Source organism: Buttiauxella gaviniae ATCC 51604 (genome assembly GCF_001654835.1).
Lineage (GTDB): Bacteria > Pseudomonadota > Gammaproteobacteria > Enterobacterales > Enterobacteriaceae > Buttiauxella > Buttiauxella gaviniae.
Genome location: NZ_LXEP01000005.1, coordinates 49,370 through 65,318, shown reverse-complemented (window position 1 = coordinate 65,318; position 15,949 = coordinate 49,370). Strand labels below are relative to the sequence as shown.

The 15,949-nt window shown below is 49.1% G+C and carries 11 protein-coding genes; 8 read left to right on the top strand and 3 right to left on the bottom strand.

What is annotated here, in order from left to right:
- Positions 1-151 precede the first annotated feature (151 nt).
- The gene (locus M977_RS03625; protein WP_064512259.1) at positions 152-469 is read left to right on the top strand and encodes a helix-turn-helix domain-containing protein; all 318 of its coding nucleotides are present in this window, start codon (positions 152-154) and stop codon (positions 467-469) included.
- A gap of 30 nt (positions 470-499) precedes the next feature.
- On the opposite strand, the gene yegD is transcribed toward M977_RS03625, so the two are convergent.
- Positions 500-1,858, bottom strand: a complete 1,359-nt coding sequence (yegD, locus tag M977_RS03620; protein WP_064512257.1) for a molecular chaperone — start codon at positions 1,856-1,858, stop codon at positions 500-502.
- A gap of 133 nt (positions 1,859-1,991) precedes the next feature.
- Here yegD and alkA point away from each other — a divergent pair, with 133 nt between their 5' ends.
- Entirely contained in the window at positions 1,992-2,837 is an 846-nt protein-coding gene (alkA, locus tag M977_RS03615; protein ID WP_064512255.1) for a DNA-3-methyladenine glycosylase 2, read from the top strand.
- Between the two features lie 7 nt (positions 2,838-2,844).
- Here the strand turns inward: alkA and M977_RS03610 are convergent, their stop codons facing one another.
- Positions 2,845-6,177: a diguanylate cyclase gene (locus M977_RS03610; RefSeq protein WP_064512252.1), complete on the bottom strand. Its 3,333-nt coding sequence runs from the start codon at positions 6,175-6,177 to the stop codon at positions 2,845-2,847.
- A 356-nt stretch (positions 6,178-6,533) separates the two neighbouring features.
- Between M977_RS03610 and udk the strand changes: the two genes are divergently transcribed.
- The 3 genes from udk (at position 6,534) to asmA (ending at position 9,776) form a co-directional block, all read left to right on the top strand.
- On the top strand, positions 6,534-7,175 hold the full coding sequence (udk, locus tag M977_RS03605; RefSeq protein ID WP_064512250.1) for a uridine kinase: 642 nt from the start codon (positions 6,534-6,536) through the stop codon (positions 7,173-7,175).
- 152 nt (positions 7,176-7,327) lie between these two features.
- The gene (dcd, locus tag M977_RS03600; RefSeq protein WP_064512248.1) at positions 7,328-7,909 is read left to right on the top strand and encodes a dCTP deaminase; all 582 of its coding nucleotides are present in this window, start codon (positions 7,328-7,330) and stop codon (positions 7,907-7,909) included.
- Positions 7,910-7,931: 22 nt separating this feature from the next.
- Positions 7,932-9,776 (top strand): outer membrane assembly protein AsmA, encoded by a 1,845-nt coding sequence (gene asmA, locus M977_RS03595; protein ID WP_064512246.1) that lies wholly within the window; start codon positions 7,932-7,934, stop codon positions 9,774-9,776.
- A 98-nt stretch (positions 9,777-9,874) separates the two neighbouring features.
- Here asmA and M977_RS03590 read toward each other — a convergent pair whose 3' ends face one another.
- Complete coding sequence (locus tag M977_RS03590; protein ID WP_064512244.1) at positions 9,875-11,455, bottom strand: TerC family protein; 1,581 nt, start codon at positions 11,453-11,455, stop codon at positions 9,875-9,877.
- Positions 11,456-12,189: 734 nt separating this feature from the next.
- On the opposite strand from M977_RS03590, the gene M977_RS03585 reads away from it, so the two are divergent.
- The 3 genes from M977_RS03585 to wzc are packed head-to-tail and all read left to right on the top strand — an operon-like array spanning position 12,190 to position 15,944.
- Positions 12,190-13,323, top strand: coding sequence for a polysaccharide export protein (locus M977_RS03585; RefSeq protein ID WP_064512242.1), 1,134 nt, complete (start codon positions 12,190-12,192; stop codon positions 13,321-13,323).
- Positions 13,324-13,329: 6 nt separating this feature from the next.
- A complete protein-coding gene (wzb, locus tag M977_RS03580; RefSeq protein ID WP_064512241.1) occupies positions 13,330-13,773 on the top strand; it encodes a low molecular weight protein-tyrosine-phosphatase Wzb in 444 nt (147 codons plus the stop codon).
- Between the two features lie 2 nt (positions 13,774-13,775).
- Complete coding sequence (wzc, locus tag M977_RS03575) at positions 13,776-15,944, top strand: tyrosine-protein kinase Wzc (protein WP_064512239.1); 2,169 nt, start codon at positions 13,776-13,778, stop codon at positions 15,942-15,944.
- The last annotated feature ends 5 nt before the right edge of the window (positions 15,945-15,949 follow it).

The window sequence follows — 15,949 nt, the reverse complement described above, 5'->3', positions numbered from 1 at the left end:
TAATAAGCTGTGATTTATATTTTTGATTATCGCCGTAATGCAGTTTTGCTTTGCGCTGGCGATAAATCGAAGAGCAAGCACTTTTACGAATCTATGATCACTGTCGCTGATAAAGAGTTTTTGGCCTGGTTGAAGGCACAGGAGAATTAATATGAAAAACAATCCAAAAGGTTACAGCACATTAGAAGAGTTGATTGCTCGTCGTTCACCTGAAAGTCAGAAACGAATTGCTGACGCGACTCAGGAACTGATTCTTGAAAGCTGTTTGCATATGATTCGTGAGCAAATGGGCTGGTCGCAGCAACAACTGGCAGACGCGATGGGTATTAGCCAGCTAGCCGTCACGGCAATTGAAAAACGCGGCAATGAAGTCAAACTGGGGACACTAAAGCGTTATATCGAAGCGTTGGGTGGCAAGCTTTCACTGCAAATTGAGTTTCCGGATGGCGTTAAACAGCTAAAAATTTAAAACGCCGCAGGTTTCCCCACGGCGGTTTGATTAATCGCGGAACACCACATCAGCCCAACGGGCCAGGCCTGCGGTAACGGAGCCGAAATCATCGCCTCCCGCCAGCGGAATCCCCGGTAATTGCTGAGCCAATGCATGTTTCAGCAGTGGTGAGCGAGCACTACCACCAGTGAGATAAATCACATCCGGTTTCACGGCACTGTTTTCCAGCGCAAGTGTGACTTGCTCGAGAATACGTTGCAGTGGCTGACTGATAGCACTTTCCAGATCCGGTTGAGTAATCTCGCAGCCCAATTCTTTACTGATAAACGGCAGCATGGTGGCGACTTGCTGACTATCGGAGAGCGCGATTTTACTCTCCTCTGCAGCACGCACCAGGCGATAGCTAAGGCGCTGGCGCCAGACCTTTTGCAGGAATGCCACTTTTTCAGGTTCACGTGAATCGCGCACCAGTTCGTTAAGCATGCGGCCATTGGCACTGCTGTAAAAATCGTTTTGTGCCGGGACGTCGTTTATTGCGACCGCGTTCCACCACGGCAATACCGGCAAGGCGATACCTTTTTCGGTTTGTCCGCCCATACCCAGTAATGGGGAAAGCTGTTTAAAGGCCAGCATAATATCCAGATCGTTACCGCCAACTCGGCAACCACTGTGGCCTAATAGGCTTTGTTCGCGATCTCGACGAGCACGCCATTGCGGCCCCATCAGCAATACTGAGCAGTCAGTGGTACCACCGCCGATATCGACGACTAAAACCTGTTTTTCTTCGTTTAATGTGGCTTCAAAATCAAGTCCGGCCGCAACCGGCTCAAACTGAAACACCACATCTTTAAAACCAGCCCGATGAGCTGCGCGGTCAAGGATCCCTTGAGCCTGCCGGTTTGCTTCATCACCACCTAAACCCTGGAAGTTAATCGGGCGGCCGATCACAGCTTGAGTAATCGGTTCGGCAACCTGGCTTTGCGCCTGATTACGGATATGTAGCATCATCGCGCAGACTAAATCTTCGAACAAAGCGACTTGCTGAGGTTTTAGGCCTGTAGCGCCGAGGAAGGATTTGGGTGATTTAACGAAGTAAACTTCTTCCGGGTCTTCCATGTACTGGCGCAGGGAACTCAAGCCAAATTGCACACTGTTAGGCAAGACATCGATATCTTCTTCGCGATTAAAGGATACCGCGCGACGCAGCAATGCCTGGGTTTCGGTGCCAGTGGCAGGAACCTCGTGATGGCGATATAGCCATTCACTTACTGATTCACGTGTCGGAGCGCACAACATTGACGGAAGCAGTTTTGAGCCGTTCTCCATCTCCAGCGCCTGTGGAACGCCGTCACGCATTACTGCTACCGAGCAGTTTGCAGTACCATAATCGAAGCCAATAAATTGCATATAATCCCCATGCCGGTGAAGAAGGGGGGCGACTTTAGCGGAATGTGGCGCATCGGGCAACTGAATATCAAAGCAAGGCATTATTAGTGACGTGCACCTATGCTATTGCGATAGTTAACGACAGGAAAAGACAATGTATCAACTGGAGTACAACCCACCTTATGACTGGAAGTGGATGTTTGGTTTCCTGGCCGGGCGAGCGGTTAGTGGCGTCGAGATTGTCACAGATGAGTATTACTGCCGCAGTTTTGCTTTAGGGAAGTATCAAGGGTTAGTTACGCTTGAGCCCGATGAGAAAGCCTGCCAGCTAAAAGTGACACTGAGTGCGGGTCTGGAGCCGGTTGCCGATGAGGTCTTGCAAAAAGTGAAACAACTGCTCGACCTTGACTGTCAGTCACATACCATTCTTGAATGTCTTGGGGATTTAGCGACTGCACGTCCTGGCCTTCGTTTGCCTGGTTGCATGGACACCTTCGAGCTGTCTGTTCGCGCCATCCTGGGGCAACTGGTGAGCGTAGCAATGGCGGCAAAACTTGCCAGTAAACTGGCGCAGGTTTTTGGTGAACCGCTGGTGGATTTTCCTGATTGGCGACTTTTCCCCACCCCTGAACGACTGGCATCGTTGAGCCCTGAACAGCTAAAGCCGCTTGGTATGCCCTTAAAACGTGGTGCTGCGATCATTCATCTGGCGCAACAAATGGTAAAAGGCGAGTTTCCACTCCATACCCCTGTGGATGTTGAGCAAGGTGTGAAAATGCTCATCTCTTATCCAGGGATTGGTCGCTGGACGGCAAACTACATTGCTTTGCGTGGTTGGCAGGCAAATGATGTTTTCTTACCAGACGACTATCTGATTAAGCAGCGATTTCCAGGTATTACGCCAACTCAAATTCGCCGTTACGCCGAACGCTGGAAGCCCTGGCGCTCCTACGCGTTATTGCATATTTGGTATAGTGAGGGCTGGGTGCCAGGTACTTAATAGCGAATTAATTAATCGCGAAATAACTCGTGTTCAGCAGTATTTCCAGCGGGGTTGGTTGGGTCACGGCCTCACCGAAAATAAGGTCGATGCCAATGCCTGAGAGCGTATCCATCACCATTGGCATATCGGCAGGTCCTGCGATCGTTTGCAATGATTGACGCTGGGCGTGGCCATGAATGATGGTCACCATCATTTCATCCATCAGATTGCAGTGAACATTACTAATCAGTTCTTCATCCACAATGATGTAGCTGAAACGCTGGCGTGAGACGTGTTTAAAGATATCCAGGTCTCGGCCAACATGGCTTAGGATCAACTGGCATCCACTATCGCGCAGCCTTTTCAGGTTACTGTCTATCTTCTCATCATCACTTTGCAACACTTCGCAATTGACCATCAGGTGTAACAGACGAGCAGGTAGTGGGCTACGGGATAAGCCTCTTAACAGCTCGTCGACAACTTTATCACTCGCAAGGCCCGGGGAAGAAATAGGAAGCGCGATGCCAAAGCCTTTACTTGCTACTTGTTGAGAAAACTTGCTGAAGAATTCGTTAAAAACCCTTAGGTCGAGAGCGCATTGCAACTCTTTGTCGGTAACGGCTGTGCGGAAAGGGGACTCATCAATCACGACATTATCACTCCCCCAGAAGCGTAACGACACCACATAAAAACTGGTTGATTCCGGAACGCGTGGCGGGGCAACGCCTCTGGCTACCATCAGGATCGGGTTCTCGTTGATGATGTGCTTTTGCTCATCGACGGTCATATGCTGATCTTCTTTGCGAATTTCATGCTGAGAAGATTCAAAGACGGTCACGCGGCCGCGGCCACCATTTTTCGAGGCATAACAAGCGATATCGGCCTGAGAAAGCACTTCAGAAGCAATTCTGTTATCGGCATCAATTTGGGTTATACCTGCGCTGGCGCCAATGCGGTGCAAACGCCCGTTCCACGTAAAGTGATAGTCATTAATGCTTTGGATAATACGCTCAGAAATATGGCGCGCATTGTCAGAAGAGCAATCCGGGAGCAACAAACCAAACTCATCACCGCCCAGACGAGCCAGGAAATCACCTGTTCGCAACATGCTTAGCATCAAAGAGGAGAGCTCGCGCAGCAACGCATCGCCCGCGGCGTGCCCTGCGGTATCATTCACTGCTTTGAAACGATCGAGGTCGATAAACACGAGCGCATGGCGCTGGCGATTTTCTCCAGCACTCTGCAGCAAACGTTTGAGATGGTTTTCGAAACTGACACGGTTTGCCAAGTGTGTCAGCCCATCATGTGAGGCACTGTAGCTCAACTGTTTAAGCATTTTACGCGATTCGGTGACATCCTGAATGACCAGCACCGAACCGATGCTTTGCCCGTCCAACGTTGTTAGCGGGGTGATGCTGTAGTGGATATCGTAGCTGCCGCCGTTGCGGCAATGCAGAACGACATCGTGCTCGATGGTCGTTCGCGCATAATCACCACTATGAATATTCTCCATCACGGGCCCGGTGTCGCCAAACGTGATGTGCAGAATGGCCAGAATATGCTGACCGATTGCCTGCTGTTGTGGCCAGCCGCTGAGTTTCTCGGCAATAGGATTCATAAAGGTGATATTCATATCTACATCGGTACAAATGACCGCTTCACCTATCGAATCCAGCGTGATGTGTAGACGTTCTTTCTCCTGATACAACGCTTCATTCAGCTGTTTAACTTCCGTCATATCCATGTTGATGCCGAGCAGGCGCTCAACATCACCATTTTTATTCAATACCCGGTTTGCGAGTGAGCGAATATGGCGGATGCCTTCTTTGACATGAATACGATATTCCATCTTGAAAGGCACTCGAGCCTGCAAAGCATCGCGAACTGTTTTCTCAGCCATTGGCGCGTCATCGGCGACGATACATTCAAGCCACAGAGCGTAGGTGGGTTTTACATGCGCCGGGACTTCATAGAGATCAAACATACGTTTGTCCCAACTGATTACATCGCTGCCAAGATCCCATTCCCAGATACCGATGCCACCCGCTTCATTGGCAAGTGTAATGCGCTCCATCAAGCGTTTATTCACCCACTCGGTATGCTTGAGATCATTAATATCTTCAATCTGCGCGATTAAATAGAGCGGGGTGCCGTCAATGTCACGCACAATAGACACCGCCAGCAATGCCCATACGACATCGCCTTTGCTGGTGTAATAGCGTTTTTCCATCGAATAGCTGTTGATACTGCCACTCACCAGCATATTGAGTTGCTGTAAATCAGCGTGTAAATCTTCCGGATGGGTTATCTGCTGGAATGTCAGTGAGCGTAGTTGTTCGGCGCTATACCCGAGGAATTTGCAAAGCGATTTATTTACCTGCAACCACTGGCCATCGGTTGATACCAACGCCATACCGATGGCGGAATATTCCATCGCGTTACGGAAACGCGCTTCGCTTTCGGTGATGTGTTTACGCTCCTCTCGAAACGAATACATCACCATTGTCATCACATTTGCTGGCAATAAAATCATCAGGAACGGTAGCCAGGGGGCGTTATTCATGATGTCCGTGTGCGGTTGCATGTCTACCGCGCTATTGGTTGCCATCATTAAAGAGACAACCATTAATGTGGCCAGGAAAATAACAAAAGCTTCCAGACGTGGCAGGCGAATAGCACTCCACATCAGAAAAACAATAATAAAGGTAAATGGCCACGGCATATAACGCAGAGCAAGATAGCTAAGTGTCAGGGTGATAACAAAAGTGAATATTGTTTCTAATAATAGTTTCGGGTTTTTATGGCGTAATAAATAGCTTGGTTTAAACAATAATGCTGTTGGAACTAACGCCAAAGTACCGATAGTTTCGGATAAGACCCAAACGAAAAAAGTTTTAGCGATGTTTCCACCATCAGGACCCGCAAGCCAAACTGCCAGCACGCCGCCAATAAGAGGGGGAACTATTGCACTGCAGAAAACCAGGCGAACCCAATTATTGAGGTTTTGCAATGGGTTAATTTGCGTGAGGAAACGTCGCATTAACGATGCACCAAACAATGCCTCGATAATATTTATAGCGCTGTAGCCAAGGTTAATTTCATGTATGGGCTGCAAAATAGCGGAAGCGCAAAGACTTCCGAGAGCACATACCACAATGATCATTGGCCATTGACGGACTGAATTACGGAATAAGGCCACCATCATGATGGATGTTGGGAACCAAAGCGGTGCTAAAACAGTACCGACCAGAGATAATTCCAGGGAGTATAAAGTGAATATAAAGCTTAAAAACCCCAACCCCGCAGGCAGAATGAAGGAAGGCATTGCGATTAACTCTTTTGTGCTTTGTTTGATCATGACCGCAAATCCGTTAAGGCGTGCCGCCAGGTGCCATGCCCGGATGCAAATAAAAAGATAAGTTTCGGTTTTATGCTAGTACAAACAATTTACAATTCCTATGCAGGTCGGTCATAATTTAACATCAAGAAGTAATAAAAAGTGTTATTTGACATACTTATTTTTACCATTCGTTAATAACCATTCTTATGCAGTGGTTATTGATTGGCTTCCATCTACCTGTTACCAGCCAGTTAAAATCACCCTCGCGTGTGCATTACTCTGGTATCAGCGGGCGGATCTCCCTATAATTGCCGCGTTTGACGTCTTTTGCGTCGCCCTTCCTCAACATTTAAGTCAACAAGGCTCGTTACAACATGACTGACAAGTCCCATCAATGCGTCATCATCGGGATAGCCGGTGCGTCGGCTTCAGGAAAAAGTCTTATTGCCAGCACGCTGTATCGCGAACTGCGCGATCAAGTTGGTGATGAACACATTGGTGTCATTCCAGAAGACAGTTACTACAAAGACCAAAGCCATCTTTCGATGGAAGAACGAGTTAAGACCAACTACGACCATCCAAACGCGATGGATCACAACTTGCTGTTTCAGCATTTACAAATGCTCAAATCAGGTAACCCTATTGAGCTGCCTGTCTATAGCTATGTTGAACATACCCGTACCGGTAACTCTGTTCATTTAATGCCGAAGAAAGTCATCATTCTGGAAGGGATTTTGTTGCTGACGGATGCCCGTCTGCGCGAAGAGATGAACTTCTCCATTTTTGTTGATACGCCGCTGGATATTTGCCTGATGCGCCGTATGAAACGCGATGTTAATGAACGTGGCCGTTCAATGGACTCTGTGATGGCCCAGTATCAGAAAACCGTTCGCCCTATGTTTTTACAATTCATAGAACCTTCCAAGCAGTATGCCGATATTATCGTGCCGCGCGGGGGTAAAAACCGTATCGCCATTGATATCCTCAAGGCAAAAATCAGTCAGTTCTTTGAGTAATCTTCAGACATAACAGCCTTTCGCGGACGAGTTCTACTTATTCGCTCGCAAAAACGTAATGAAATCCCGGTATTTACCCTTCGTAGCGTGGCTATCTTAGCCCCGCTGTGGCAGGGTAAACAAAACTGAGCTTGAGATAAGGAGCATCACTGATGCGTTTGTGTGACCGCGATATAGAAGCCTGGCTCGATGACGGGCGCTTAACGATTACCCCTCGTCCGCCAGTTGAACGCATTAGCGGTGCTACTGTCGATGTGCGTTTGGGGAACAAATTCCGTACTTTCAGCGGCCATACGGCACCGTTTATAGATTTAAGCGGTCCAAAAGATGAAGTGACCGAAGCTCTGGAACGCGTTATGAGCGACGAAATCGTCCTCAATGAAGGCGAAGCATTCTATTTACACCCTGGAGAACTGGCTTTAGCGGTAACGCTTGAGTCCGTAACGATACCCGCTGATTTAGTCGGCTGGTTAGACGGTCGTTCATCTTTGGCGCGTTTGGGTCTGATGGTCCATGTAACCGCACACCGTATCGATCCAGGCTGGCATGGCTGCATTGTTCTGGAGTTCTATAATTCCGGTAAGCTGCCTTTAGCCCTGCGCCCTGGTATGATGATTGGCGCTTTGAGTTTTGAACCGCTTTCAGGCCCTGCCGCACGCCCTTACAACAGTCGCCAGGACGCGAAATATCGCGATCAGCAAGGGGCTGTGGCGAGTCGTATTGATAAGGACTGAGTTGCATCTCTATGGGGATTGTATGAGACGATTACTTACCACGCTGATGATTTTGCTGGTTGTGCTGGTTGCCGGCCTTTCTGCGTTGGTGTTATTGGTTAACCCCAATGATTTTCGTGCATATATGGTAGGCCAGGTTGAAGCTCGCAGTGGCTATCAACTGGATTTAGACGGGCCGCTGCGTTGGCACGTCTGGCCACAACTTAGTATTTTATCAGGACGTATGTCATTGACCGCACCAGGTGCTAGTCAGCCCTTGGTACGAGCCGACAATATGCGCCTGGATGTTGCCTTATTACCTCTGCTTTCTCATCAGCTTAAGGTTCACCAGGTGATGTTGAAAGGTGCAGTAATTCAACTCACTCCCCAGACAGAAGAGCGCCGTGCCAAAGATGCCCCTGTCGGGCCGTCATCCCCCACGCCTCCACCTGATGAAGACAGCGGTTGGTCTTTTGACATAGCTAAACTAAAAGTTGCCGACAGCGTGCTGGTTTTCCAGCATGCTGATGACGAACAAATTACGGTGCGCAATATCAATCTGCAAATGGAGCAGAATGAGCGGAAACAAGCGCACATTGAACTGAGCAGCCGTATTAATCGTGACCAACGTGATTTGACCTTGTCATTGGTGGCTGATCTTGATGCCAGCAATTATCCGCAGCAACTCAGTGCCAATATCTCCAAACTCGATTACCAACTTCAAGGTGCAGACCTTCCTGCTAAAGGGGTTACGGGCAGTGGAACCTTTGCTGGACGTTGGCTTGAACCACAGCGCCGTCTTGAACTTAATCAGCTGCAACTGACTGCCAATGATAGCGACTTGCAAGGTAATGCCAGTGCTGTGCTGGAAGACAAAACTCAGTGGGTAATCGATTTACGCTCAAGTAAATTGAATCTGGATGGCCTGGTTGCTGGCAACTCAGTGACGAATGTCAACGTGCAGCAACAGGCACAGCAGCAAAGTGCGCTACCACGTCCGATCATTGCTTCCGGGGTCGAAGAGACCAACTATCAGAGTCTGCGCGATTTTACTGCCCAGGTTAATATTGCCGCGTCGAGTGTGGTGTGGCGAGGGCTGGATTTCACCGATGTTCAAGCGGCAATAACCAACAATTATGGCTTGCTAACGGTTTCTGAACTGATGGGGAAATTTGGCAAAGGGAGTATGTCATTCCCGGGCGAGCTTGATGCACGCCAGAGTCAGCCGCAACTATCATTTAGCCCAAAAGTTGAAGATATAGAAATTGGGCCGATTCTGACTGCGTTTAACTATCCAATCGCGTTGTCTGGATTGCTATCAATGGAAGGGGAGTTCAGCGGTGACAGACTCAATGCCGAATCTTTCCGTCGTAGCTGGCAAGGGGATGCGAGCATAACGATGCTACATACCACAATGCAGGGTATGAACTTCCAACAGCTAATACAGCAAGCAGTAACCCGCAGCAATGATGATGTTCAGGCCCAGGAAAATTATGACAATGTCACCATGTTGGATAATTTTTCAGCGCAGGCAAGTCTCGATAATGGCGAGTTATCCCTCAAGAAAATGGTTGGCGCATCCTCCATGTTGGCGCTGACAGGCGCGGGGACTCTTGATCTTGTTAAGCAGCAGTGCGATACCCGCTTTGATGTCACCGTAGTTGACGGTTGGAAAGGGGATAGCAAGTTGATTGAGGTGCTGAAAACCACCCCAATCCCGCTGCGAGTTTATGGGCCATGGCAGAAGTTGAATTACTCTTTGCAAGTGGACCAGGTACTGCGTAAGCAGTTGCAGAGTGAAGCAAAACGTCGCCTGAATGACTGGCTGGGCAAGCATAAAGACAGCAGCAAAGCGAAAGACGTTAAAGATTTGCTAGATAAGCTTTAGTCATTTTAATCGTCGGATGTTGCTGCGCTAATCTCTCCTACAAATACTGTATTTCGTAGGTTGGATTAGCGCAGCGACATCCGACTTTTTTATTTAAATCACACCTCAAAATCCATCTCATCGTCGCGGGTCTTCGGCACAATTTGCACCTTCTGTACGCGATGGCTTTCCACCTGCAATGTCCGCAACAGAAAATCCCCTACCTGAACAGCTTCTCCAGTTACCGGAATATGTTGTAACGCCTCCATCAGCAGCCCAGCAATCGTGTGATAGTTACGTTTGTCATCCAGTGGTATTGGCACATACTGCACTAAGTCTTCGAGCGGCATATGACCGTTTGCGGTCCACGTCCCATCAGGATTTTTCTGAATATCATGGCGTGCGTCTATCTCTTCAGCTTCATTTGGCAAGTTACCGGCAATGGTTTCCATCACATCACTCAATGTCACCACACCTTCGACCGAGCCAAATTCATCTACCACAAAGGCAAAGTGGGTTCTGGCGTTGCGGAACTGCTCGAGTGCGGCCAATAAAGGCAGTGTCTCAGGGAAGACAAGTGGTTGGCGAATTAACACTTCGAGGTTGAGCGGTTCGCCTTTGAGTGACTGCTGGAGCAAATCAATGACGTGTACTACGCCCAGAATCTCATCGCTCTCACCAGTTATTACCACGCGTGTATGCTGGTTCTTATCAAGCAAGGCTCGTATTTGTTCTTCCGGGTCGGCCAGTTTAATGTGTTCGACATCGTGACGTGATGTCATGATGCTGCTCACCGTGCGCTGGTTGAGATTAAGCACTCGTTCAATCATCAGCCGCTCTTGTGGCTCAAATATCTCATCTTGCCGGGCGTGGTCAGCAATCAGCGATGCAGTTTGAGCATCCAGTTCAGCCTCTTCCTTCTTACCATTCAACAAACGCAGCACGGCTTCGGCGGTGCGTTGGCGCAACGATTGATCGGCAGATAGAAAGCGGCGGCGGTTGAATATTGCCAGCTGGTTTAAACTTTCAATCATCACCGAGAACCCGATAGCAGCGTATAAATAGCCTTTCGGGATATGGTAGCCAAAGCCATCTGCGACCAGGCTAAAACCTATCATCAGCAGGAAACTCAGGCACAGAATCACAATAGTAGGATGGTTATTCACGAAGCGCGTGAGTGCTTTACTGGCAAGCAACATCAGGCAAATTGCTATAATCACCGCCGCCATCATCACGGGCAGATGGTCGACCATACCCACGGCGGTAATCACCGAGTCGAGAGAAAACACCGCATCCAGAATGACGATTTGTGCGACCACGGGCCAGAACCGTGCACCGCGCCGCTGCGTGTGGTTTTCGCTATCTTTACCCTCAAGCCGCTCATTGAGCTCAACGGTCGCCTTAAATAAAAGGAATAACCCACCAAAGAGCATGATCAGATCACGGGCGCTGAACCCGAGTTCGCCCACGCTGAATAGTGGCCGTGTCAACGTGACCAGCCATGAAATGGAGGCCAGCAACAGTAAGCGCATCAACATGGCAAGAATGAGCCCGGTAACGCGTGCTTTGTCGCGTTGAGAAGGGGGGAGCTTTTCGGCAAGGATAGCGATAAACACCAGGTTATCGATACCGAGGACCAGTTCAATAACGACTAACGTTATCAATCCGGCCCAGATTGAGGGGTCGGCAATCCATTCCATGCCTTAATGCACCTCTTGTTAGATGACAAACGTCACACTTAAAGGATGGTTAACCGCGCGGGAAATTGCAATGCCGCAGGGTGGGATAAATCATGTTGCCCTTTAAATGTTAAATATTGCCTGTTAATTCCATTTAATCACTAAGGTAAATTATTAATTATTTTTTAATAATGGTTCAGTGGTTCTTATTATAATGAAATTCACATGAGATATATCTGTATATCACATTGTGACTTATCACTTATTAATATTCTGTCAATATAAAGAAATTCCTAAACGTGTGTAAATGTGCCGTTAATATTATTCTTAAAAGTCCCTGTCTGGTTCGGTGGAACCTTGCCTGATATAGGGTTAGCTGTAACAATCGATATCGGTGTCTGATATTAGATGTATTTTTTATATTCGCTGAAGCTGTGATATTTAACCTGGTGCCATAGGGCTTATCTCCAGAGAATTATTCTTTGGTTTTACTTTCTGGAATCGTTACTTCTTATAAATTGTCTTTTTTCAGTAGGTTGGTGACTGTAAGCCAGGGGCGGTAGCATGCCCGAAGGCAAGAGAATAAGCCTCGGTTATTCTGTCGCCATCATGATGTCTAAATAAGTGCTTTTTAGGAATTATGCCATTTAGTTAGATCTACATTTGGGGCCAATTTTATATCTCACTGATAAGCCTAACGAGCCACTTATTTTATTCGATCAGGATAATTACTCTGCCATAGTGATAAATACTCAATGATTAAATACAAACTTAAATTGATGCCTTTATTGGTGTCAGTAGCCCTTGTGAGTGGTTGCACAGTACTCCCCGGTAGCAATATGTCTACGATGGGGAAAGACGTTATCAAGCAACAGGATTCAGATTTTGATCTGGACCGCATGGTCAACGTGTATCCGTTAACGCCGCGTCTGGTTGAGCAATTACGTGTACGTCCGGCGGTCGCACAGCCAAATATGTCTCTCGACCAGGAGATCTCCGCCTACCAATACCGTGTGGGGCCAGGAGATGTTCTTAATGTCACGGTCTGGGATCACCCAGAACTTACCACTCCAGCAGGCCAATACCGTAGCTCAAGCGATGCGGGTAACTGGGTACAGTCAGATGGCACCATGTTTTATCCGTATGTCGGCAAAGTAAAAGTCGCGGGTAAAACCTTGTCTGAAATCCGCAGTGATATTACCGGCCGCCTTGCGACGTACATCGCTGACCCGCAGGTGGACGTTAATATCGCTGGCTTCCGCTCGCAAAAAGCCTATGTCTCAGGTCAGGTGAATAAATCTGGCCAGCAGGCCATTACCAACGTACCGCTCACTATTCTCGATGCTATCAATGCCGCAGGCGGTCTGACTGATGCCGCTGACTGGCGCAATGTGGTGCTGACGCACAACGGCCAGGAAAAACGGATTTCCCTGCAAGCGCTGATGCAAAACGGCGACCTGAGCCAGAACCATCTGCTTTATCCCGGTGACATTTTATTCGTGCCGCGCAATGACGATCTGAAAGTGTTCGTGATGGGTGAAGTGAAGAAACAAACCACCCTGAAAATGGACTTTAGCGGAATGACGCTGACCGAAGCGCTGGGTCAGGCCGAAGGTCTGGATATGACGGCTTCCAATGCCAGCGGCATCTTCGTGATTCGCCCAATCAAAGAGAAGCAGGGCGGCAAAATCGCCAACATTTATCAGCTCGATATGTCGGATGCGACGTCGCTGGTGATGGGCACCGAATTCCAGTTGCAACCTTACGATGTGGTGTATGTGACCACAGCACCTGTCACGCGTTGGAATCGTCTGATCAACCAACTGCTGCCGACGATCAGTGGCGTTCGTTATATGACGGACACCGCCAAAGATATCCATACCTGGTAACGCGCTATGTTCAACAAAATTTTGGTTGTCTGTGTGGGGAATATTTGCCGTTCCCCAACCGCTGAGCGGTTACTCAAAAGCTATCACCCGGAGCTGACTGTGACTTCGGCGGGGCTGGGGGCTTTGGTCGGGAAGGGGGCTGATGCTGGTGCCATTCGTGTTGCCGAACAGCATAACCTCTCCCTTGAGGGGCACTGCGCAAAACAGGTTTCCGGCAAAATGTGCCGCGAATACGACCTGATCCTCGCCATGGAAAAACGCCATATCTCCGCACTTTGCGAAATGGCTCCAGAGATGCGCGGCAAAGTGATGCTGTTTGGTCACTGGGATGCGGAACGGGAAATTCCCGATCCGTATCGCAAAAGCCACGACGCTTTTGAAGCGGTTTACGGTCTTCTGGACCAGAACGCCCAAAAATGGGCTAACGCACTCAACGCTCATCAGGGATAACAATGACAGAAAAAGCACGCCGTTCGAGCGCCCCGACTGAGGGCAATGACGAAATCGATATTGGCCGATTGTTCGGAACGGTCCTTGAAGCCCGTTGGTGGGTTCTGGGGATCACCGCCATCTTTGCGATACTTGCCACCATATATGCCATGTTTGCCACGCCAATTTATAAAGCCGATGCACTGGTGCAAATCGAACAAAACGCCGGTAATTCTCTGGTCAACGACATCAGTTCCGCGCTATCTAACAAGCCGCCTGCTTCCGCTGCCGAGATGCAGCTGATTCAGTCGCGCCTGGTATTGGGTAAAACGGTCGACGATCTTAACCTGGATATTTCAGTCGATAAAAACAGCTTCTGGTTATTAGGCGCGGGCTGGGACAGGCTGCAAGGCCGCCAGAACGATACCGTTGTTGTTGATACTTTTAACCTCCCGGCAGGGCAGGCCAAAAATGTATTTACCGTGGAAGTGGTTAGTCCAACACAGTATTTGCTGACTAACGACAACGGTTTTAGCGCCAAAGGGCAGGTGGGTCAGCCACTGAGTCAGGGCGGCATCACCATGTTAGTGAGCGCCATTAAAGCGCAAGTTGGCGATACCTTTACCGTTAATAAATACTCAACGCTTGGCATGATCAATCAGCTTCAGGGCAACCTAACGGTGGCTGAAAACGGCAAAGATACCGGCGTGTTAAGCCTCTCTTATACCGGCGAAGACAAAGACCAAATCCGCACTATCCTCGACAGCATTACGCGTAACTACCTGGCGCAGAACGTGCAGCGTAAATCGGAAGAAGCGGCCAAAAGCCTGCAATTCTTAGCGCAGCAGTTGCCGGAAGTCCGCAGCCGCCTCGATGCTGCCGAAAATAAACTGAATGCCTATCGCCAACAGCAAGACTCGGTTGACCTGTCACTGGAAGCCAAATCCGTGCTCGACACCATGGTGAACATTGATGCGCAGCTCAATGAATTGACCTTCAAAGAGGCGGAGATTTCCAAACTCTATACCAAGGTTCACCCGGCTTATCGCACGCTGCTGGAAAAACGTCAGACGTTGCTCGATGAAAAAGCGCGGCTGAACGGGCGTGTTACCGCGATGCCGAAAACGCAGCAAGAAATCGTGCGTTTAACGCGTGATGTCGAGTCTGGTCAACAGGTATACATGCAGCTGTTGAACAAGCAGCAAGAGTTGAAAATCACCGAAGCCAGTACCGTGGGTGATGTGCGTATCGTCGATGCGGCCATTGCTCAACCAGGCATGGTGAAACCGCAGCGTGCCCTGATTATTCTCGGCAGCATTATTCTTGGCCTAATGTCGTCCATCATGGGCGTGCTATTACGCTCCTTGTTTAACCGTGGCATCGAAAGTCCTGCGGTACTTGAAGAGGCCGGGATTGGTGTGTACGCCAGCATCCCACTTTCTGAATGGCAGAAATCCCGCGACAACGCCACGGTGCGCAGTGTTAAAGCGGCGAAGCGCAATAAGCAAAGCCAACTACTGGCGGTGGGGAATCCGACGGATCTGGCCATTGAAGCGATTCGCAGCCTGCGTACCAGCCTTCATTTCGCCATGATGCAGGCATCCAATAACGTCCTGATGCTGACAGGTGTTAGCCCGTCGATTGGTAAAACGTTTGTTTGTGCCAACCTGGCTGCCGTGATTAGCCAGACCAATAAGCGTGTTCTGCTAATCGACTGCGATATGCGCAAAGGTTATACCCACGAACTACTAGGCACCACCAACAACAACGGTCTGGCAGAAGTGCTCTCAGGCCAGGCAGAAATTACCCGCTGTGCGCAAAAAACCTCCGTACCCAATTTTGACCTAGTGCCGCGCGGTGTAGTGCCGTCCAACCCTTCTGAGTTATTGATGAGCGAACGCTTTGCGGAACTTATCGCATGGGCAAGCAAAAGCTATGACCTGGTGTTGATTGATACCCCGCCGATTCTCGCCGTTACCGACGCCGCTGTTGTGGGTCGCCATGCGGGCACCACGCTGATGGTGGCGCGCTACGCGGTAAATACGCTCAAAGAGGTCGAAACCAGCCTCAGCCGCTTTGAACAAAATGGCGTCACCGTGCGTGGTGTGATCCTCAACTCCATCTTCCGCCGTGCGGCAGGGTACGAAGATTACGGTTACTACGAGTACGAATATAAATCTGATGCTAAGTAATCAGG

Excerpts from the sequence above, each read along its gene's own strand:
- udk (WP_064512250.1), top strand. The coding sequence starts at position 6,534 with ATGACTGACAAGTCCCATCAATGCGTCATCATCGGGATAGCCGGTGCG.
- wzb (WP_064512241.1), top strand. The coding sequence starts at position 13,330 with ATGTTCAACAAAATTTTGGTTGTCTGTGTGGGGAATATTTGCCGTTCC.
- M977_RS03610 (WP_064512252.1), bottom strand. The coding sequence starts at position 6,177 with ATGATCAAACAAAGCACAAAAGAGTTAATCGCAATGCCTTCCTTCATT.
- dcd (WP_064512248.1), top strand. The coding sequence starts at position 7,328 with ATGCGTTTGTGTGACCGCGATATAGAAGCCTGGCTCGATGACGGGCGC.
- M977_RS03625 (WP_064512259.1), top strand. The coding sequence starts at position 152 with ATGAAAAACAATCCAAAAGGTTACAGCACATTAGAAGAGTTGATTGCT.
- M977_RS03585 (WP_064512242.1), top strand. The coding sequence starts at position 12,190 with ATGATTAAATACAAACTTAAATTGATGCCTTTATTGGTGTCAGTAGCC.
- M977_RS03590 (WP_064512244.1), bottom strand. The coding sequence starts at position 11,455 with ATGGAATGGATTGCCGACCCCTCAATCTGGGCCGGATTGATAACGTTA.
- yegD (WP_064512257.1), bottom strand. The coding sequence starts at position 1,858 with ATGCAATTTATTGGCTTCGATTATGGTACTGCAAACTGCTCGGTAGCA.
- alkA (WP_064512255.1), top strand. The coding sequence starts at position 1,992 with ATGTATCAACTGGAGTACAACCCACCTTATGACTGGAAGTGGATGTTT.
- asmA (WP_064512246.1), top strand. The coding sequence starts at position 7,932 with ATGAGACGATTACTTACCACGCTGATGATTTTGCTGGTTGTGCTGGTT.
- wzc (WP_064512239.1), top strand. The coding sequence starts at position 13,776 with ATGACAGAAAAAGCACGCCGTTCGAGCGCCCCGACTGAGGGCAATGAC.